The 19,633-nt window shown below is 71.2% G+C and carries 15 protein-coding genes and 1 pseudogene; 5 read left to right on the top strand and 11 right to left on the bottom strand.

Annotation, left to right across the window (positions count from 1 at the left end):
- Window positions 1-72: 72 nt before the first annotated feature.
- Window positions 73-276: pseudogene (locus tag EAO70_RS39440) on the bottom strand (protoheme IX farnesyltransferase); the annotation flags it as partial.
- Between the two features lie 69 nt (window positions 277-345).
- On the bottom strand, window positions 346-1,293 hold the full coding sequence (locus EAO70_RS22430; protein ID WP_148004611.1) for a heme o synthase: 948 nt from the start codon (window positions 1,291-1,293) through the stop codon (window positions 346-348).
- Between the two features lie 314 nt (window positions 1,294-1,607).
- On the opposite strand from EAO70_RS22430, the gene tkt reads away from it, so the two are divergent.
- The 5 genes from tkt to pgl are packed head-to-tail and all read left to right on the top strand — an operon-like array spanning window position 1,608 to window position 8,249.
- Window positions 1,608-3,695 carry a transketolase gene (gene tkt, locus EAO70_RS22425; protein WP_148004610.1) on the top strand — a complete coding sequence of 696 codons (2,088 nt, stop codon included), beginning with the start codon at window positions 1,608-1,610 and terminating at the stop codon, window positions 3,693-3,695.
- A 36-nt stretch (window positions 3,696-3,731) separates the two neighbouring features.
- Window positions 3,732-4,850, top strand: a complete 1,119-nt coding sequence (tal, locus tag EAO70_RS22420; protein ID WP_148004609.1) for a transaldolase — start codon at window positions 3,732-3,734, stop codon at window positions 4,848-4,850.
- A gap of 5 nt (window positions 4,851-4,855) precedes the next feature.
- Entirely contained in the window at window positions 4,856-6,388 is a 1,533-nt protein-coding gene (gene zwf, locus EAO70_RS22415; protein ID WP_148004608.1) for a glucose-6-phosphate dehydrogenase, read from the top strand.
- A complete protein-coding gene (gene opcA, locus EAO70_RS22410; RefSeq protein ID WP_148004607.1) occupies window positions 6,385-7,470 on the top strand; it encodes a glucose-6-phosphate dehydrogenase assembly protein OpcA in 1,086 nt (361 codons plus the stop codon). The genes zwf and opcA overlap by 4 nt, the downstream gene beginning before the upstream one ends.
- Window positions 7,467-8,249 (top strand): 6-phosphogluconolactonase, encoded by a 783-nt coding sequence (pgl, locus tag EAO70_RS22405; protein ID WP_148004606.1) that lies wholly within the window; start codon window positions 7,467-7,469, stop codon window positions 8,247-8,249. The genes opcA and pgl overlap by 4 nt, the downstream gene beginning before the upstream one ends.
- 22 nt (window positions 8,250-8,271) lie before the next feature.
- Here pgl and EAO70_RS22400 read toward each other — a convergent pair whose 3' ends face one another.
- The 9 genes from EAO70_RS22400 to EAO70_RS22355 all read right to left on the bottom strand — a co-directional run bounded on the left by EAO70_RS22400 (window position 8,272) and on the right by EAO70_RS22355 (window position 19,555).
- Window positions 8,272-10,026 carry a PH domain-containing protein gene (locus tag EAO70_RS22400; RefSeq protein ID WP_261992984.1) on the bottom strand — a complete coding sequence of 585 codons (1,755 nt, stop codon included), beginning with the start codon at window positions 10,024-10,026 and terminating at the stop codon, window positions 8,272-8,274.
- Window positions 10,023-10,523 carry a PH domain-containing protein gene (locus tag EAO70_RS22395; protein ID WP_148004605.1) on the bottom strand — a complete coding sequence of 167 codons (501 nt, stop codon included), beginning with the start codon at window positions 10,521-10,523 and terminating at the stop codon, window positions 10,023-10,025. The genes EAO70_RS22400 and EAO70_RS22395 overlap by 4 nt, the downstream gene beginning before the upstream one ends.
- A gap of 4 nt (window positions 10,524-10,527) precedes the next feature.
- Window positions 10,528-12,189: a glucose-6-phosphate isomerase gene (pgi, locus tag EAO70_RS22390; protein ID WP_148005298.1), complete on the bottom strand. Its 1,662-nt coding sequence runs from the start codon at window positions 12,187-12,189 to the stop codon at window positions 10,528-10,530.
- Window positions 12,190-12,523: 334 nt separating this feature from the next.
- A complete protein-coding gene (locus tag EAO70_RS22380) occupies window positions 12,524-12,859 on the bottom strand; it encodes an RNA polymerase-binding protein RbpA (RefSeq protein ID WP_071891222.1) in 336 nt (111 codons plus the stop codon).
- Between the two features lie 77 nt (window positions 12,860-12,936).
- The gene (gene secG, locus EAO70_RS22375; protein ID WP_017238647.1) at window positions 12,937-13,167 is read right to left on the bottom strand and encodes a preprotein translocase subunit SecG; all 231 of its coding nucleotides are present in this window, start codon (window positions 13,165-13,167) and stop codon (window positions 12,937-12,939) included.
- A gap of 97 nt (window positions 13,168-13,264) precedes the next feature.
- Window positions 13,265-14,044: a triose-phosphate isomerase gene (gene tpiA / locus EAO70_RS22370; RefSeq protein ID WP_148004603.1), complete on the bottom strand. Its 780-nt coding sequence runs from the start codon at window positions 14,042-14,044 to the stop codon at window positions 13,265-13,267.
- Window positions 14,045-14,051: 7 nt separating this feature from the next.
- Window positions 14,052-15,263: a phosphoglycerate kinase gene (locus EAO70_RS22365; protein WP_148004602.1), complete on the bottom strand. Its 1,212-nt coding sequence runs from the start codon at window positions 15,261-15,263 to the stop codon at window positions 14,052-14,054.
- Between the two features lie 111 nt (window positions 15,264-15,374).
- Window positions 15,375-16,385 (bottom strand): type I glyceraldehyde-3-phosphate dehydrogenase, encoded by a 1,011-nt coding sequence (gap, locus tag EAO70_RS22360; RefSeq protein WP_148004601.1) that lies wholly within the window; start codon window positions 16,383-16,385, stop codon window positions 15,375-15,377.
- 218 nt (window positions 16,386-16,603) lie between these two features.
- The gene (locus EAO70_RS22355) at window positions 16,604-19,555 is read right to left on the bottom strand and encodes a M14 family metallopeptidase (protein WP_148004600.1); all 2,952 of its coding nucleotides are present in this window, start codon (window positions 19,553-19,555) and stop codon (window positions 16,604-16,606) included.
- Between the last annotated feature and the right edge of the window lie 78 nt (window positions 19,556-19,633).

Below are 19,633 nucleotides of genomic sequence, written 5' to 3'. Positions count from 1 at the left end.
CGGCCGAGCAGATCATCTGAGCGGGGGACATCCATGCAGACGTCCCCGAATGTCCCCTTGCGGGGACGCCTCCTAGCGGAGGAAGGGGTCCACCGCGACCGCCACGAAGAGCAGCGACACATAGGTGATGGACCAGTGGAAGAGGCGCATCTCCTTGAGCTTCGCGCCGGTGGCGCCCGCCTTGGCGCGGTTCAGGAGACCGTGCGCCTCCCAGAGCCACCAGCCGCCGGTGACCAGCGCGACCGCCAGGTAGAACCAGCCGGTGTAGCCGAGCGGCCGAGCAGATCATCTGAGCGGGGGACATCCATGCAGACGTCCCCGAATGTCCCCTTGCGGGGACGCCTCCTAGCGGAGGAAGGGGTCCACCGCGACCGCCACGAAGAGCAGCGACACATAGGTGATGGACCAGTGGAAGAGGCGCATCTCCTTGAGCTTCGCGCCGGTGGCGCCCGCCTTGGCGCGGTTCAGGAGACCGTGCGCCTCCCAGAGCCACCAGCCGCCGGTGACCAGCGCGACCGCCAGGTAGAACCAGCCGGTGTAGCCGAGCGGCGTGAGCAGCAGCGAGACGGCGACCATCACCCAGCTGTAGGCGACGATCTGCTGGGCGACGACCTTGTTGGAGGCGAGGACCGGGAGCATCGGCACGCCGGCGCGCGCGTAGTCGTCCTTCACCTTCATGGACAGCGGCCAGTAGTGCGGCGGCGTCCAGAAGAAGATGACGGCGAAGAGGATGACGGCCGCCCAGGACATCGAGTTCGTGACGGCCGACCAGCCGATCAGGACCGGCAGGCAGCCGGCGATGCCGCCCCAGACGATGTTCTGCGTCGTGCGGCGCTTCAGGATCATCGTGTAGACCACGACGTAGAAGAGGAGCGCGCCGAGCGAGAGGGCGGCGGACAGCCAGTTGACGAGCAGCCCGAACCAGAGCGTGGAGACCACGGCGAGGGTGAGGCCGAAGACCAGGCCCTCGCGCGGCGTCAGGACGCCGGTGACCAGCGGGCGCTGGGAGGTCCGGTCCATCAGCGCGTCGATGTCGCGGTCGATGTACATGTTCAGCGCGTTGGCGCCGCCCGCGGACAGGTAGCCGCCGAAGCAGGTGGCGAGCACCAGCCACAGGTCGGGCACGCCCTGCTCGGCGAGGAACATCACCGGAACGGTGGTGATGAGGAGCAGTTCGATGATCCGCGGCTTGGTCAGCGCCACGTATGCCTTGACGCGGGCCCCGAACGGCCGGTGGCCCCCCGGGCTGGGAGTCAAGACGACCCCTGCGGGTCGGGACTCGACGGCCGTCACGCACACCCCTGACAGAGAAATTCCCAGCAAGCCCCCCGGATGAAGGCGGGGTGAAGCTTGCGCGTACCACGCCACTGTAGACGTTGCCCAGACGCCGATCTTCGCGGGGGTGGGGTCGTGTTGGGGCGGTGTGTCCCCAGGCGTGGACGCGCCTCGGGAGGCGAAGTCACACGGGCGGCGGCAGTCTTGCTCTGTCCGCTCATGTGAGGGGCATGCACACGAAAAGAGGGACGTTCCGGCGGGGGTAGGCTCGACAACGCCGGTACACCCTCAGTCACCGGCTTCAGACATGTGGAGAGGAGCCCTGACCCAGGGTGAGCACTAAGCCGACCACCACAGACCTCGAGTGGACCGAGTTGGACCAGCGGGCCGTCGACACCGCCCGCCTCCTGGCGGCGGACGCCGTACAGAAGGTCGGCAACGGCCATCCCGGTACGGCGATGAGCCTGGCGCCCGCCGCGTACACCCTCTTCCAGAAGGTGATGCGGCACGACCCGGCCGACCCCGAATGGGTCGGGCGCGACCGGTTCGTCCTCTCCGCCGGCCACTCGTCCCTGACCCTCTACACCCAGCTGTACCTGGGTGGCTTCGGTCTCGAGCTGGACGACCTGAAGGCCTTCCGCACCTGGGGTTCCAAGACCCCCGGCCACCCGGAGTACGGCCACACCGCCGCGGTCGAGACCACCACGGGCCCGCTGGGCCAGGGCGTGGCCAACGCCGTGGGCATGGCGATGGCCGCCCGCTACGAGCGCGGCCTGTTCGACCCGGAGGCCGCCCCGGGCACCTCCCCGTTCGACCACCGGATCTACGCGATCGCCGGTGACGGCTGCCTCCAGGAGGGCATCTCCGCGGAGGCGTCCTCGCTCGCCGGTCACCAGAAGCTCGGCAACCTGATCCTGCTGTGGGACGACAACCACATCTCGATCGAGGGCGACACCGAGACGGCCGTGTCCGAGGACACGATGAAGCGGTACGAGGCGTACGGCTGGCACGTCCAGCGCGTCGAGCCGAAGGCCGACGGCGACCTGGACCCGGCCGCGCTGTACGCGGCGATCCGCGCCGCCGAGGCCGAGACCGAGCGTCCGTCGTTCATCGCGATGCGCTCGATCATCGCCTGGCCCGCCCCGAACGCGCAGAACACCGAGGCCGCGCACGGCTCGGCGCTCGGCGACGACGAGATCGCGGCCACCAAGCGCGTGCTGGGCTTCGACCCGGAGCAGACCTTCGAGGTCACCGACGAGGTCATCGCGCACACCCGCGCGCTCGGCGACCGGGGCCGCGAGGTCCGCGGCGAGTGGGAGAAGTCGCTCGCCGAGTGGCGTACGGCCAACCCGGAGCGCGCCGCCGAGTTCGACCGCGTCCAGGCGAACGAGCTGCCGGCCGGCTGGGCCGAGAAGCTCCCGGTCTTCGAGCCGGGCAAGGGTGTCGCCACCCGTGCCGCCTCGGGCCAGGTCCTCAAGGCGCTCGGCGCGGTCATCCCGGAGCTGTGGGGCGGCTCGGCCGACCTCGCCGGCTCCAACAACACGACGATCGACAAGGACTCGTCGTTCCTGCCCGCGGGCAACCCGCTGCCGGAGGCCGACCCGTACGGCCGGACGATCCACTTCGGCATCCGCGAGCACTCCATGGCCGCGGAGATGAACGGCATCGCCCTGCACGGCAACACGCGCGTCTACGGCGGCACCTTCCTGGTGTTCTCCGACTACATGCGCAACGCGGTGCGGCTGTCCGCGCTGATGCACCTCCCCGTCACCTACGTCTGGACCCACGACTCGATCGGTCTGGGCGAGGACGGCCCGACGCACCAGCCGGTGGAGCACCTCGCCTCGCTGCGCGCGATCCCGGGTCTGAACGTGGTCCGCCCGGCCGACGCCAACGAGACGGCGCTCGCCTGGCGCGAGATCATGCAGCGCCACACCAAGGTCTTCGGCAAGGGCGCCCCGCACGGTCTGGCGCTGACCCGCCAGGGCGTGCCGACGTACGCGCCGAACGAGGACACGGTCAAGGGCGGCTACGTGCTGTTCGAGGCCGAGGGCGGCGCCCCCGAGGTCGTGCTGATCGGCACGGGCTCCGAGGTCCACCTCGCCGTCGAGGCCCGTGAGCAGCTCCAGGCCGCCGGCGTCCCGACCCGGGTGGTCTCGATGCCGTCCGTGGAGTGGTTCGAGGAGCAGGACCAGGCGTACAAGGACTCCGTCCTGCCGCCGTCGGTCCGGGCGCGGGTCGCGGTCGAGGCCGGTATCGGCCTCACCTGGCACCGCTACGTCGGGGACGCCGGCCGGATCGTCTCGCTGGAGCACTTCGGTGCCTCGGCGGACGCGAAGGTCCTGTTCCGTGAGTTCGGTTTCACGCCGGAGGCGATCGTCGCCGCCGCGCGGGAATCGATCGACGCCGCCGCGCGCTGACGCGCATACGTACGACTCAATGGAGATGGAACTCTCATGACAGACGCTCTCAAGCGCCTCTCCGACGAAGGCGTCGCGATCTGGCTGGACGACCTTTCGCGCAAGCGGATCACGTCCGGCAACCTGGCCGAGCTCATCGACCAGAGCCATGTGGTCGGTGTGACCACCAACCCGTCGATCTTCCAGAAGGCCATCTCCTCGGGAGACGGCTACGAGCAGCAGCTCGCGGACCTCGCCGCCCGCAAGGTGACCGTGGAGGAGGCGATCCGCATGATCACGACGGCGGACGTCCGTGACGCCGCCGACATCCTGCGGCCGGTCTTCGACGCGACGGACGGCCAGGACGGCCGGGTCTCGATCGAGGTCGACCCCCGTCTCGCCCACGAGACGACCGCCACCGTCGCCGAGGCCAAGCAGCTGGCCTGGCTGGTGGACCGCCCCAACACCCTCATCAAGATCCCGGCCACCCAGGCGGGTCTGCCGGCGATCACCGAGGTCATCGGCCTCGGCATCAGCGTGAACGTGACGCTGATCTTCTCGCTGGAGCGCTACCGCGCGGTGATGGACGCCTACCTGGCGGGTCTGGAGAAGGCCCGCGAGCGCGGCCTCGACCTCTCCAAGATCCACTCGGTGGCCTCGTTCTTCGTGTCCCGCGTGGACACGGAGATCGACAAGCGCCTGGACGGCATCGGCACCGACGAGGCCAAGGCCCTCAAGGGCAAGGCCGCGCTGGCCAACGCCCGCCTGGCCTACGAGGCCTTCGAGGAGGTCTTCTCTTCGGAGCGCTGGGCCGCCCTCGACAAGGCGCACGCCAACAAGCAGCGTCCGCTGTGGGCCTCGACCGGCGTCAAGGACCCGGCGTACAAGGACACCCTGTACGTCGTGGACCTGGTCGCCCCGGGCACGGTCAACACCATGCCCGAGGCCACCCTGGAGGCCACCGCCGACCACGGCGTCGTCTCCGGCGACACGGTGCGCGGCACCTACGACCAGGCGCGGGCGGACCTCGCGGCCGTCGAGAAGCTGGGCATCGCCTACGACGACGTCGTCCAGCTCCTGGAGGACGAGGGCGTCGAGAAGTTCGAGGCGTCCTGGAACGACCTTCTCCAGTCCACCGAGGCGGAGCTCCGGCGCCTCGCACCTTCGGAGGCGTAAGCACCTTGAGCGCAGTCCACGGAGCCAACCCGCTCCGTGACGCCGCAGACCGACGGCTCCCGCGCATCGCGGGGCCGTCGGGTCTGGTGATCTTCGGCGTCACGGGCGATTTGTCCCGTAAGAAGCTGATGCCTGCCGTCTACGACCTGGCCAACCGCGGCCTGCTGCCGCCGGGCTTCTCGCTCATCGGCTTCGCCCGCCGCGAGTGGCAGGACGAGGACTTCGCGCAGGAGGTCCACGACGCCGTCGAGCAGCACGCGCGCACCCCGTTCCGCGAGGAGGTGTGGCAGCAGCTGATCCAGGGGATGCGGTTCGTCCAGGGCGACTTCGACGACGACGACGCCTTCGAGCAGCTGAAGGACACCATCGAGGAGCTGGACAAGGCGCAGGGCACGGGCGGCAACTTCGCCTTCTACCTGTCGGTCCCGCCGAAGTTCTTCCCCAAGGTCGTCCAGCAGCTCAAGAAGCACGGGCTCGCCGACCAGAAGGACGGCTCCTGGCGCCGCGCGGTCATCGAGAAGCCCTTCGGCCACGACCTGGTCTCCGCCAAGGAGCTCAACGAGGTCGTGCACGAGGTCTTCCCGCCGAACGAGGTCTTCCGGATCGACCACTACCTCGGCAAGGAGACCGTCCAGAACATCCTGGCGCTCCGCTTCGCCAACACCCTCTTCGAGCCGATCTGGAACCGGTCGTACGTCGACCACGTGCAGATCACCATGGCCGAGGACATCGGCATCGGCGGCCGCGCCGGCTACTACGACGGCATCGGCGCCGCCCGTGACGTCATCCAGAACCACCTGCTCCAGCTGCTCGCGCTGACCGCGATGGAGGAGCCCGCCTCCTTCGACGCCGACGCGCTGGCCGCCGAGAAGACCAAGGTCCTCGGCGCGGTCAAGCTGCCCAGGGACCTGGGCGAGTCCACGGTCCGCGGCCAGTACGCGGCCGGCTGGCAGGGTGGCGCGAAGGCCGTCGGCTACCTGCAGGAAGACGGCATCGACCCGAAGTCGAAGACCGACACCTACGCGGCCATCAAGCTGGAGATCGACAACCGCCGCTGGGCGGGCGTCCCCTTCTACCTGCGCACCGGCAAGCGGCTCGGCCGCCGCGTCACCGAGATCGCGGTCGTCTTCCAGCGCGCCCCGCACTCCCCCTTCGACCACACCGCGACCGAGGAGCTCGGCCGCAATGCCATCGTCATCCGGGTCCAGCCCGACGAGGGCGTGACGATGCGGTTCGGCTCCAAGGTGCCCGGCACCCAGATGGAGATCCGGGACGTGTCGATGGACTTCGCCTACGGCGAGTCCTTCACGGAGTCCAGCCCCGAGGCGTACGAGCGGCTCATCCTCGACGTCCTGCTCGGCGACTCCAACCTCTTCCCGCGCGTCGAGGAGGTCGAGCTGTCCTGGAAGATCCTCGACCCGATCGAGCAGTTCTGGGACCAGCACGGCAAGCCCGCGCAGTACCAGTCCGGGACCTGGGGTCCGGTCGAGGCGGACGAGATGCTCGCACGAGACGGACGGAGCTGGCGCCGGCCATGAAGACCGACCTGACGGACACCACGTCCTCCAAGATCAACAAGGCGCTGGTGCTCGGGCGGCGGGCGATCGGCACGCCGGCCGTCGGCATGGTGCTCACCCTCGTCATCGTCACCGACGAGGAGAACGCCTACGACGCGCTGAAGGCTGCGAACGACGCGTCCCGCGAGCACCCCTCGCGGACCCTCGTCGTCATCAAGCGGGTCTCGCGCTCCCCGCGGGACCGCTCCAAGGCACGACTCGACGCCGAGGTCCGCCTCGGCGCCGACGCCAGCACCGGCGAGACGGTGGTCCTCCGGCTGTACGGCGAGGTCGGCGACCACGCCCAGTCGGTGGTCCTGCCGCTGCTCCTCCCGGACGCCCCCGTCGTCGTCTGGTGGCCGGTGAACGCGCCGACCGACCCGGCGAAGGACCCGCTGGGCGCGCTCGCCCAGCGCCGGGTGACCGACACGTACGCCGCCGAGCAGCCCATCCATGAGCTGACGGCACGCGCGGACGCGTACACCCCGGGCGACACCGACCTCTCGTGGACCCGGATCACCCCGTGGCGTTCGATGCTCGCCGCCGCGCTCGACCAGGTCGTGTGCGAGGTGACCTCGGCGGAGGTCGAGGGCGAGGAGTTCAACCCGAGCGTCGAGCTGCTCGCCATGTGGCTGGCGGAGCGGCTGAAGATCCCGGTGCGCCGCTCGAAGTCGGCGGGTCCCGGTCTCACCTCCGTACGGATGGAGACCAGCTCCGGCCCGATCGTCCTCGACCGGCCGGACGGGTCGCTCGCCACGCTCTCCATCCAGGGCCAGCCCGACCGCGCGGTGGCACTCAAGCGCCGCGAGACCGCCGAGCTGATCGCGGAGGAGCTGCGCCGGCTGGACCCGGACGACACCTACGCGACGGCGCTCCGGTTCGGCGTGGAACGGCTCGACGAGCAGGCGGCCGTCACGGCCCCCGAGGTCGTCGAGGAGCCCGCCGGGAAGTCCGAGGCGTCCGCCGGGAAGGCCGAGGCGTCCGCCGGGGAGCCCGAGGAGCCCGCCGCGCCGGCCGCCAAGCCGGCGAAGAGGGCCCCGGCCAGGAAGGCGGCCGCCAAGTGAGCACGCCCCAGCTGGTCGTCCACCGCGACAAGGAGCTGATGGCCGAGGCCGCGGCGGCCCGGCTGATCACGAGGATCGTGGACGCCCAGGCCTCCCGCGGCTCCGCCTCGGTGGTGCTCACCGGCGGACGCAACGGCAACGGCCTGCTGGCGGCGCTCGGTTCGGCGCCCGCACGGGACGCGGTCGACTGGTCGCGGCTCGACCTGTGGTGGGGCGACGAGCGGTTCCTCCCCGAGGGAGACCCCGAGCGGAACGTCACCCAGGCCCGGGAGGCGCTGCTCGACCGGGTGCCGCTCGACCCGGCGCGGGTGCACGCCATGCCCGCCTCGGACGGACCGTACGGCTCCGACGTCGACGCGGCCGCGGCCGCGTACGCGGAGGAGCTGGCCGCCGCCGCGGGTCCCGGCGACCACGGCGGGGTGCCGACCTTCGACGTCCTCATGCTGGGCGTCGGCCCGGACACCCATGTGGCCTCCCTCTTCCCCGAGCTGCCCGCGGTCCGCGAGACCGGGCGGACGGTGGTCGGCGTGCACGGCGCGCCCAAGCCGCCGCCGCTCCGGATCACGCTGACCCTGCCGGCGATCCGGGCGGCCAGGGAGGTCTGGCTGCTCGCCGCCGGCGCGGACAAGGCCAAGGCCGCGGCGATCGCGCTGTCCGGCGCGGGCGAGGTACAGGCCCCGGCGGCCGGCGCCTACGGCAGCTCGCGCACGCTGTGGCTGCTGGACGCGGCCGCCGCCGCGGAGCTGCCGCGGGACATGTACCCGCCGGCGTCCGCCTGATCCGACGCCCCGGAGGCCCGGTTCACCCCTCGGTGGACCGGGCCTCCGGCGTCGGTACGGGCTCCAGGAAGGGCCCGAGCAGATCCGGTACGGCGTCGGCGGCGAAGACCAGCCCCTCGCCGCGGTCCGCGTCGAGGACGTCGTACGCCCCCGCTCCGGCCGCCGTGGTGGCGGTGAGGGTCAGGACGCCGGCCCGCCGCTGGAAGTACGACTGCTTGACGGTCCAGCCGATGACGCCGGACCGCTGGAGGGCGACCGTCACCCGCCGGACCGTACCCGAACGGGTCACCAGGTACGCCCCGCTGACGCCGTGTCCGAGCGCGCGGTAGGCGTCGAGGGCGAACAGCACGGCGACCGGGCCGAGGACGACCGCGCAGCCGGCCGCCACGTACAGCAGCACCGGGGTGAGGAGCAGTCCGAGGAGGAGCAGCACCGCCACGGGCAGCAGGACGCCGGCCAGCGCCCAGCGCACCCTCCGGGCGCGGGCGGCCCGGGGGTGGGCGACGAGCGGCGCCCCCGTGGGCGGCTCCGGCTCGCGCAGGACCTGGGCGGCGATCCGATCGGCCACCGCCCGCTCCGCGGCCGGCAGCAGGGACTTGAGGTCGGCGTGCTTGTCGTCGTCGTCCTTGACGAGCCCGGTGGCCACCGCGTCGACGCGGGCCGCCCCGAACAGCCGGACGCCGAGCGGCTCGACCAGCTCGATGCCGCGCATCCGGCGCTCCTCTATGGAGACGGAGCGGGCGGTGAACAGGCCGCGGGAGACCCGCAGGGTGCCGCCCGGCTCGCGCTCCAGGCGGTAGTTCCACCACATCTCGACCCAGAGGCCGAGGGCGCCGACGGCCCCGGCCACGACGGCGAGGAGGAGCAGGACGAGGATCATCCAGGGGACGGAGACGTCCTGGAAGCGGTCCCCTATCCAGTCGATGACCTCCCCCTGCGCGCCGAACCACTCGCTGACCTGCATGACGGCCCCGGCCGCCGCGCCGCCGAGGGCGGGCGCGAGGAAGGAGACGGGGGCGTAGCGGATCCAGCGGGGGTCGAGCGTCGCCAGGGCGTGCTCGTGGTCCGGCTGCTCGGGGGCGGCGGGGCGGGCGAGCAGCTCGTGGCGCAGCCGCTCCCCCTCGGCCCGGGTGACCAGGTCGAGTTCGAGCGTGGACTCGCTGCCGCCGGTGTGCTCGCCGGTGCCGATGCGGACCTTGACGAGGCCGAGGACGCGCTGGAGGGGGTTGGCGGTGAGGTCGGCGCTGCGGATGCGTTCGCGGGCCAGCGAGCGGCGCTGGACGACGAGGAGTCCGGTGTGGAGCTCCACCCGCTCGGCGCCGATCCGGTAGCGGGTGCGGCGGAGGCGGACGGTCTCCGCGAGGATGTCGGTGACCAGGGCGAGGGTGACGCCCGCGGCGACCCAGGCGACGGCCTGCCACAGCGGGCGGGGGCCGGCGAGGGCGAAGGTGACGGGCAGCGCGGCGCCGGCGAGGACGCCGGCGAAGAGGACGACCCGGACGAGAACGGTCCGGGGATCGAGCCGGAGCCAGCCGGCGTCCCGGCTCCCGCCGGCCAGCGGGCCACGGTCGTCGGCCACCGGCGCACGGCCCTGCCCGTCGGCCGCCGGGTCACGGCCGTCGGCGACGCCGGGCGCACGGCCCGCCCCGTCGGCCACCGGCGCGCGGCCCTCCCCGGCGCCCGGCCCGCGGCCGTCGGGGACGCCCGGACGTCGGCCGTCGCCGCCGGGGGCCGGGTCCGGCGCCCGCGCGGCGGCCGGGCCCGCCGCCTCGCTCATGTGGCGTCCCCGGGGGTGGCCTGGGTGATCACGGTCAGCCGCTCGGCGAGCCCGGCGGCCAGCTCGTGGTCGAGGCCCCCGATCCGGAGGGCCCCCTTGGAGGAGGCGGTGGTGACCGTGACGGTGGCGAGCCGGAAGGCCTGCTCCAGCGGGCCCCGCGAGGTGTCGACGGTCTGGATCCGGGACATCGGCGCGATGCGCCACTCCTGCCAGAAGGCCCCCGTGCGGACGTAGACGGCGTCCTCGGTGACCTCCCAGCGGTGCACCCGGTACCACCAGGCGGGGAGGAACGCGGTGCAGACGAGGCCCAGGGCCGCCAGCGCCCCGGCCGTGGCCAGCAGCCAGACCCGGGCAGGCCCGATGAGGGCGCCGAGGACGCCGAGGACCACCACCGGTACGGCGGTGGTCGCCAGGAGCCTGCTGCGCCACCAGGCGACGGCCCGCTCGTCCACGGCGTTCCTCGGCGGCCGCAGCCGCACCGCGTTCTCCCCCGTCACGGCTCTACCGTCCGCGCAGCGTGCGGTAGGCGGAGACCAGTGCGGCGGTGGAGCTGTCGAGCTGCTCGCCGCCCTGGTCCCCGTCGACGGCGGTCAGGACCGGCTCGATCCGCTTGGCGAGGACCTTGCCGAGTTCCACGCCCCACTGGTCGAAGGAGTCGATGTTCCAGACGGCGCCCTGGACGAAGACCTTGTGCTCGTACAGCGCGATGAGCTGGCCGAGTACGGAGGGGGTCAGGGTGTCGGCGAGGATCGTGGTGGTGGGGTGGTTCCCCTGGAAGGTCTTGTGCGGGACGAGCTCCTCGGGGACGCCCTCCGCCCGTACCTCCTCGGGAGTCTTGCCGAAGGCCAGCGCCTGGGTCTGGGCGAAGAAGTTGGCCATGAGCAGGTCGTGCTGGGCGACCAGGCCCGGCGCCAGGTCGTCGACCGGCCGCGCGAAGCCGATGAAGTCGGCCGGGATGACCTTGGTGCCCTGGTGGATCAACTGGTAGTACGCGTGCTGCCCGTTGGTGCCGGGGGTGCCCCAGACGACGGGTCCGGTCTGCCAGTCGACCCGGTTGCCCTGACGGTCCACCGACTTGCCGTTGGACTCCATGTCGAGCTGCTGGAGGTAGGCGGTGAACTTGGACAGGTAGTGCGAGTACGGCAGGACGGCGTGCGACTGCGCGTCGAAGAAGGCGCCGTACCAGACCCCGAGGAGGCCGAGGAGCAGCGGTGCGTTCTCCTCGGGCGGGGCGGTGCGGAAGTGCTCGTCCACGAGGTGGAAGCCGTCGAGCATCTCGCGGAAGCGCTCCGGGCCGATGGCGATCATCAGGGAGAGGCCGATGGCGGAGTCGTACGAGTAGCGGCCGCCGACCCAGTCCCAGAACTCGAACATGTTCGCGGTGTCGATGCCGAACTCCTCGACCTTCTCGGCGTTGGTCGAGAGGGCGACGAAGTGCTTGGCCACGGCCTCCTGTCCGGCTCCGAGTCCGGCGAGGAGCCAGTCGCGGGCGGAGGTGGCGTTGGTGATCGTCTCGATGGTGGTGAAGGTCTTCGAGGCGACGATGAACAGCGTCTCGGCCGGGTCGAGGTCGCGGACGGCCTCGTGGAGGTCGGCCCCGTCGACGTTGGAGACGAAACGGAGCGTCAGGTCCCGCCGGGTGAAGGAGCGCAGGACCTCGTAGGCCATGGCGGGGCCGAGGTCGGAGCCGCCGATGCCGATGTTGACGATGTTCTTGATCGGCTTGCCGGTGTGCCCGGTCCACTCCCCCGCGCGGACCCTGTCGGAGAACGCGGCCATCTTGTCGAGGACGGCGTGGACGCCGGGGACGACGTTCTCCCCGTCCACCTCGACCACGGCCCCGCGGGGGGCGCGGAGCGCGGTGTGGAGGACCGCGCGGTCCTCGGTGGTGTTGATCTTCTCGCCGCGGAACATGGCGTCGCGGAGCTCGGCGACGCCGGTGGCGGCGGCCAGTTCGCGCAGCAGGGTCAGCGTCTCGTCGGTGACGAGGTGCTTGGAGTAGTCCAGGTAGAGGTCGCCGACGCGCAGGGCGTAGCCGGTGCCACGCTCCTCGTCGGCGGCGAACAGGTCCCGCAGCCGGATGTCGCCCAGCTGCTCACGGTGCTTGCCGAGGGCCGCCCACTCGGGCAGCCGGTTGAGCCTGGTGCGGCCTTCGTTGTTCATCTCGGACATCGCCCACTTCTTCTCGTCCTGCTTGTCTGCCCCGCTGCCTCTCCAACCTAATTGATCAGAGGGGTTGAAGCGGCGACGGCGAGCGCGAACGGCGCCGCCGCGAACGGCGCCGGGGTGAGCGGTCCCCGGCCGGCGGCGGCGACCCCGCCGCCCGCGAAGGCGGTGAGGGGGCCGCGTATCCCGTGTCCCCGGCGTGGAGGCCGTCCCCGACCGGGACGACGAGGCATCCCCCTGCGACCGACGTGCGGGGGCGCCCATGACAACGGGCCTTGCCCGCGAACTCGGTCCGCGGGCAAGGCCCGTTCGTCACATCGTCACACCACGCTCAGATCTCGCCGCGCAGTTTGGCCAGCGCCTCGGCGAGGATCGCCTCGCCGTCGGCGTCGCTGCGCCGCTCACGCACGTAGGCGAGGTGGGTCTTGTACGGCTCCGTGCGCGGCGGGTCCGGCGGGTTGTCCCGGTCCTGACCGGCCGGGAAGCCGCAGCGTGGGCAGTCCCAGGTCTCGGGGATCGCCGCGTCGCTGGCGAAGCTCGGCTGCGTCTCGTGCCCGTTCGAGCACCAGAAGGAGATGCGGGCACGCGGCGCGGACTCGCCCCGCTCGGCCTCGCCCATCGGCCCCGCCCCGACCCGGCTTCCCCGAATCGCGTTGCCACTTGCCACGGTCGTAACTCCCTGCGTGATGGTGCTCGAAGATGCCCCAGTCTACGTAAGGCCCAACGCGCGTCCAGTGTTCGGAGTTACCCGTCCAACTTCATCAGCAGACCGAGCACCACAATGCAGGCGAACCAGAGCAGACCGACCACGACGGTGATGCGGTCCAGGTTGCGCTCGGCGACGGAGGAGCCACCGACCGAGGACTGCATTCCGCCTCCGAACATGTCGGAGAGGCCGCCACCCTTGCCCTTGTGCATCAGCACGAGCAGCATCAGCAGGCCGCTGAAGACGATGAGGGCGATCGAGAACCCCATAACCACGGCTGGACCAACTTCCTCGGACTTGTACGGACGGGGGCCGGGCGCCTGCCCGACCCCCGCAAGGGTACGACGTAACTCCGCTACCGCATACTCACTGGTCGCGGAAGCGGACGATCTTGACGAACTCGTCGGCGTCCAGGGCCGCGCCGCCCACCAGGGCGCCGTCGACGTCCGGCTGCGACATGATCGCGCCGACGTTCCCGGACTTCACCGAGCCGCCGTACTGGATGCGGACCTTGTCGGCCAGCTCCTGCGAGTACAGCTCGGCGAGGCGGCCGCGGATCGCACCGCAGACCTCCTGGGCGTCCTCGGGGGTGGCGACCTCGCCGGTGCCGATGGCCCACACCGGCTCGTAGGCGATCACGATCGTCTCGGCCTGCTCGGCCGGGACGTCCTTCAGACCGCCGTCGAGCTGGGCCAGGGTGTACGCGACCTGGTCGCCGGCCTTGCGGACGTCCAGGCCCTCGCCGACGCAGAGGATCGGGGTCACGCCGTGCTTGAAGGCGGCCTTCACCTTGGCGTTGCAGACCTCGTCGTTCTCGGCGTGGTACTGCCGGCGCTCGGAGTGGCCGACGGCCACGTAGGCGCACTTCAGCTTGGACAGCATGAGGCCCGAGATCTCGCCGGTGTAGGCACCGGAGTCGTGCGCCGAGATGTCCTGGGCGCCGTACTTGATCTTCAGCTTGTCGCCGTCGATCAGGGTCTGTACGGACCTCAGGTCGGTGAAGGGGACCAGGACGGCGACCTCACAGGCGTCGTAGTCCTTGTCGGCCAGGGCGAAGGCGAGCTTCTGGACGTGGGCGATGGCCTCCAGGTGGTTGAGGTTCATCTTCCAGTTGCCCGCCATCAGCGGGGTGCGGGTGCTGCTCATCAGGGGGTCAGTCCTCCAGTGCGACGAGGCCGGGGAGCTTCTTGCCCTCGAGGTATTCGAGGGAGGCGCCGCCGCCGGTCGAGATGTGTCCGAACGCCTGCTCGTCGAAGCCCAGGATGCGGACGGCCGCGGCGGAGTCTCCGCCGCCGACGACCGTGAAGGCCGGGGACTCGACGAGCGCCTGGGCGACGGCCCGGGTGCCCTCGGCGTAGTCGGGGTGCTCGAAGACGCCCATCGGACCGTTCCAGAAGACGGTGCCGGCGTCGGCGAGCTTCGAGGCGTAGAGCTTACGGGTCTCCGGACCGATGTCCAGGCCCTCCTGGTCCGCCGGGATGGCGTCCGCGGCGACCGTGGTCGGGTGGGCCGGGGCCTTGGTCTTCAGGTCCGGGAACTCGGGCGAGACCAGGACGTCGACGGGGAGGACGAACTCCACCCCGCGCTCGTCGGCGCGCTTCAGGTAGTCCAGGACCGCCGGGATCTGGTCCTCCTGGAGCAGCGAGATGCCGACCTCGTGGCCCTGGGCCTTGAGGAAGGTGTACGCCATGCCGCCGCCGATGAGGATGCGGTCGGCCTTCTCCAGGAGGTGGTCGATCACGCCGAGCTTGTCGGAGACCTTGGCGCCGCCGAGCGCGACGACGTAGGGGCGCCGGACGTCCTCGGTGAGCTTCTTCAGGACGCCGACCTCGGTGGCGATGAGGTAGCCCGCGGCGTGCGGGAGACGGGCCGGGAGGTCGAAGACCGAGGCGTGCTTGCGGTGCACGGCGCCGAAGCCGTCGCCGACGTACACGTCGGCGAGGGCGGCCAGCCGGTCCGCGAACGCGCCGCGCTCGGCGTCGTCCTTGGCGGTCTCGCCGGCGTTGAACCGCAGGTTCTCGAGGACGGCGACCCGGCCGTCGGAGAGGCCGGCGACGGTGGCGGTGGCGGACTCGCCCACCGTGTCGGTCGCGAAGGCCACCTCGGCGCCGAGGAGCTCGCCGAGCCGCGCGGCGGCCGGGGCGAGCGAGAACGCCGGGTCCGGGGCGCCCTTCGGACGGCCCAGGTGCGAGGCGACCACGACCCGGGCACCCGCGTCGGCGAGCGCCTTGACCGTGGGGACGACGGCACGGATGCGGCCGTCGTCGGTGATGTTCGTGCCCTCCAGGGGCACGTTGAGATCGGCGCGGACGAACACCCGCTTGCCGGAGACGCCTTCGGCGAGAAGCTCGTCGATCGTCTTCATCTGTCACAGACTCCTTGGTACGCGGTGGAGCACACAAACAGGGCTCGCACAGCGCGGCGTTGCGCTGCCCGAGCCCTGCTCACATCGAAGGCCTGCCCTGAACCCTAGAGCTTAGAGCTGGCCGCCGACGAAGACGGTGAGGTCGACGAGACGGTTGGAGTAGCCCCACTCGTTGTCGTACCAGCCGAGGATCTTGACCGTGTTGCCCTCCTGGACCATGGTCAGGGAGGCGTCGAAGGTGCAGGACGCCGGGTCGCTGACGATGTCCGAGGAGACGATGGGGTCCTCGGTGTAGAACAGGATGCCCTTCAGGTCGCCGTCGTCGGCGGCCTTCTTGAACGCGGCGTTGACCTCGTCCTTGGTGACCTCGCGGTCGAGGGTGACGACCAGGTCGGTGGCGGAGCCGGTCGGGACCGGGACGCGCATGGCGATGCCGTCGAGCTTGCCCTTGAGCTGCGGGAGGACCAGGGCGGTGGCCTTGGCGGCGCCCGTCGTGGTCGGGATGATGTTCTCCGCGGCGGCGCGGGCGCGGCGCAGGTCCTTGTGCGGGAAGTCCAGGATGCGCTGGTCGTTCGTGTACGCGTGGACCGTGGTCATCAGGCCCTTGACGATGCCGAAGTTCTCGTCGAGGACCTTCGCCATCGGCGCCACACAGTTCGTGGTGCAGGACGCGTTCGAGATGACGTTGTGCTGCGCCGGGTCGTACTTGTCCTGGTTGACGCCCATGACGATGGTGATGTCCTCGTCGCTGGCCGGAGCCGAGATGAGGACCTTCTTCGCGCCACCGGCGATGTGCTTCTCGGCGTCGGCCTTCTTCGTGAAGATGCCGGTCGACTCGATGACGATGTCGACGCCCAGCTCGCCCCAGGGGATGTCGGCCGGGTTGCGCTCGGAGAGCACCTTGATGGTGTGGCCGTCGACGGTGATGGTGTCGGCGGTGTGGGTCACCTCGGCCTTGAGGCGTCCCAGGATGGTGTCGTACTTCAGCAGGTGGGCCGTGGTCTTGGTGTCACCCAGGTCGTTGACAGCCACGATCTCGATGTCCGCGCCCTGCTCAAGGAGCGCGCGGAAGTAGTTCCGGCCGATGCGGCCAAAGCCGTTGATGCCTACGCGGATCGTCACGAACCGATCTCCTCGTTAGCTACGCCGGTGTGCTCGACGCCGGCGAGATTTTTGTTTTCTGGGATGTCCCCGACCGCTTACGACCCTACCCCCACAGGGCCCCCGCAGTGACATCCTGCGCAGCCGTACGTGCCCGGAAAGTGAGGGAGAACGGCCGACGGCCCGTACCTGCCAACGGGTACGGGCCGTCGTGGGACCTTTGTCCCGACTACTCTCCGTCAGCGCCGGAGCACCTGCAGGGCGCGGCCGACGAGCCGTGCCCGGTCGGTCGCGCGGGGCACCTGCTCCAGGCCGTAGCCGAGGAGGACGGTGTCACGGGTGGTGACCGCGGCCTGGGAGTGGAAGAGCGCGCCGGACCGCGTCCAGTCGGAGCCGTTGCCGGGGCTGCCGGCGGGCGCTCCGGCTACGGTCCACGCGCCGAAGCCGGTCTCGAAGCCCTCGGACTCGGTGGTGGCCCCGGTGACGAGGCGGGTGTCGTCGACGAAGACGCCCATCTCGCCGGTGCCGGGGTCGGAGATGTAGGAGATCGAGAGCTCGACCTTCTTACCGGCCCAGGCGCTCAGGTCGACGGAGGCCTGCCGCCAGCCGTTGGAGGGGCCGGTGAAGGCGTTCCATGAGCCGGTGGTGCCGGTGGTGGCGCAGCCGTCCTCGCCGACGGTGAGGTAGTGGGCGAGGAAGGGGTGGCCGCGGAGGTAGAAGCCCTCGCCGCAGTCGGCGGGCGCCTCGGTGGAGGTGCCCCCGTTGCGGTCCGGCAGGGTCGTCCAGTCGTCCTGGCCGACGGTGTGGGCCTCGACCACGAGGTTGTCGTAGCCGGGCTCGGTGTCGAAGCTGACCTGGAAGTCCAGGCGCGGCGCCACCGCGGCGGGGACCGCGGTGAGGTCGACGGTCCGGCTGAGCCGGGCCCAGGTGTCGTCGGCGTGCTTGACGGCGGCGAAGGTCGCGCCCTCGGCGGGCTCGAAGGGCATCCGGACGCCCGGGTAGGAGCCGGCGGCGGCGCTGCTCGCGAACTGCGGGAACTCCTTCGGCTTCAGGGTGTCGGAGGTGACGGTGTACGCGCCCGCGTTGTCGAGGGGGTTGCCGGCGGAGGCGCCGAGGCCCGCGCCGACGCCCTTGAACGTCCCGGCGCCGGCGAAGGCGGTCGGGTCCTTGAGGCCGGCCCGGTGGTAGGCGCCGAGGTAGTACTGGGCGAAGTCGTTGGTCTCGGCCAGGCCGACCTGGGTGAGCCCGCCGGACTTCTCGCCGGTGTTGATCAGCTTGCCGCCCTCGTTGAGGTAGGCGCGGACGGCGAGCTGGGTGGCCCCGGAGGGCCGCTCGGCGCCGGTGTACCAGACCACCGTGCGGAAGTGGGAGAGCACGCCGAGCGCGTCCGGGGTGCCCTGGGTGGCGACGTCCCAGACGGCGGCCTTCCGGCCGTTGCGGGCGAGTGCCTCGACGTACGCGCCGGTGTGCGCGGCGGCGGTGGTGCCGCCCTCGTCGGCGAGGACGAGCACGTCTCCGCGGGCCCGTTCGGCGACCCGGTAGGTGAAGGGGGCGGAGGAGGTGGACCGGCCCTCACGGGTGCGGGCGGTGAACCAGACCTCGACGGAGTCGCCGGGCCGGGCGTCCTCGACCTCGCCCCGGTACTCGTCGAAGTAGAGGTTGTCCTCGCCGCCGTAGGTCTCGCCGCCCTTCCAGGCGTCGAGCGCCGCGCTGTGGGTGCGGCCGCCGTTGATCCGGTACTTCAGGGTCTTGCCGCGCAGCGACTTGCGCGCGGTGACCGCGATCTCCTGGTCGCCGCCGCGGGCGTAGGAGGTGGTGAAGGACTTCGGCGTGAAGTCGGGGGCGTCGATGCCGACCGGGGAGACGGGCCGGTCCGGGTGGGCGGCGGTCTCGGCGACGGCGAGCGCGAAGGGGATGTTCTTGGCGAACTCGGCCTGGATCAGCTTCTCGTCGTCCGGGAAGGTGAAGACGGAGGCGCAGTCGGCCGGGTTCCAGGCGTCGTTCGGGTCGACCCGGGAGGCGGTGGCGCAGGTCGACATCTCGGGGGTGAACATCTGCATCCCGTTGACGTTGGCGGCGTGTCCGTCCGCCTCGCCGTTGGTGATGTACAGCTCCGAGGACACCTGCGGCCGGTAGCCGGGGACGGCCGAGTTCTGCGGGGTGCCGGCGAGGGCCTTGAGGGCCACGTCGTCGGGGGTGTCGGTGGCGACCTGCCAGCCGACGCCGTACAGCAGGAGCTGCGCGGCCGAGTGGTAGTTGATGCCGTACGCGAACCCGATGCGCTTCTGGAAGGCGTCGACGGCCTTCGTCTCGGGCTCCGACATGGGGCCCTTGCCGCGGAAGGTCTCGTCGCCCGGGTCGGGCGAGGAACCCTCGTTGTCGTAGCCCCATTTGTAGGCGAAGTTGCGGTTCAGGTCGACGCCGTCGCCGGAACCGGTCCGGCCGTCGCCGTCGTTGTCGCGGAGGTTCTTGCGCCACTGTCGGTTGGCGGGGTCGGCGTGCGTGAAGTCGTAGCCGTCCGGGTTGGCGGAGAGCACGAACCACAGCTCGGTGGAGTCGACGATCCGGGTGATCCGCCGGTCCTTGCCGTAGCCGTCGAGGTAGTGGTGCATCAGCCGCCGGGTCATCTCCGGGGTGATCCACTCGCGCGCGTGCTGGTTGGACATGTAGAGCGTGGCCGGCTTGGAGCCGTCCTTGACCCGCGGGGCGCCCTTGCTGATCTTGAGGGCGAGGATGTCCTGCCCCTTCACGGTCTTGCCGAGGGAGACGACCTTGGTGATCCCGGGGTGGGCCCGGGCGGTGTCCAGGATCTCCCGCTTGAGGCCGTTCGGGCCTCCGTACGGGCGGAAGACGCCGTCGCCCGCGGCGGCCACCCGCTTCTCGGCGGTGGCGGTCAGGCTGTGCTCGGCGATCTCGACGCCCTGGCCGCGCAGCCGGCCGGCCTGCCGGTCGGTGAGGAAGAGCTCGACCGTCGCGGAGCCCTTCGCGGGTACCCGCTCGGTCAGCTCGTGGGCGTCGGCACCGGCGTCGAGGAGCAGCGGAACCTGCTCCTTGGTGACCTCGGCACGCCATACGGAGAGGGCGTCACCGCCGTCCCGGTCGTTCGGCTGCGCTCCGGCGACGGGTGCCGCCGCCATGCCCGCGATCAGCAGTGAAGCCGCGGCGAGGATCGATCTCGCTCTGCGTCTCATGAGCCCCCCTTGCTGTGGTCCGTCACGATGGTGAACAGACGCCAGGCTCATGGGCGCCCATGGACCTGTCAAGGGTGC

The organism is Streptomyces sp. adm13(2018) (assembly GCF_008042145.1).
Taxonomy (GTDB): Bacteria; Actinomycetota; Actinomycetes; order Streptomycetales; family Streptomycetaceae; genus Streptomyces.
Note: the sequence above shows the minus strand (reverse complement) of the source record. Positions and strands in the feature narration are given on the sequence as shown.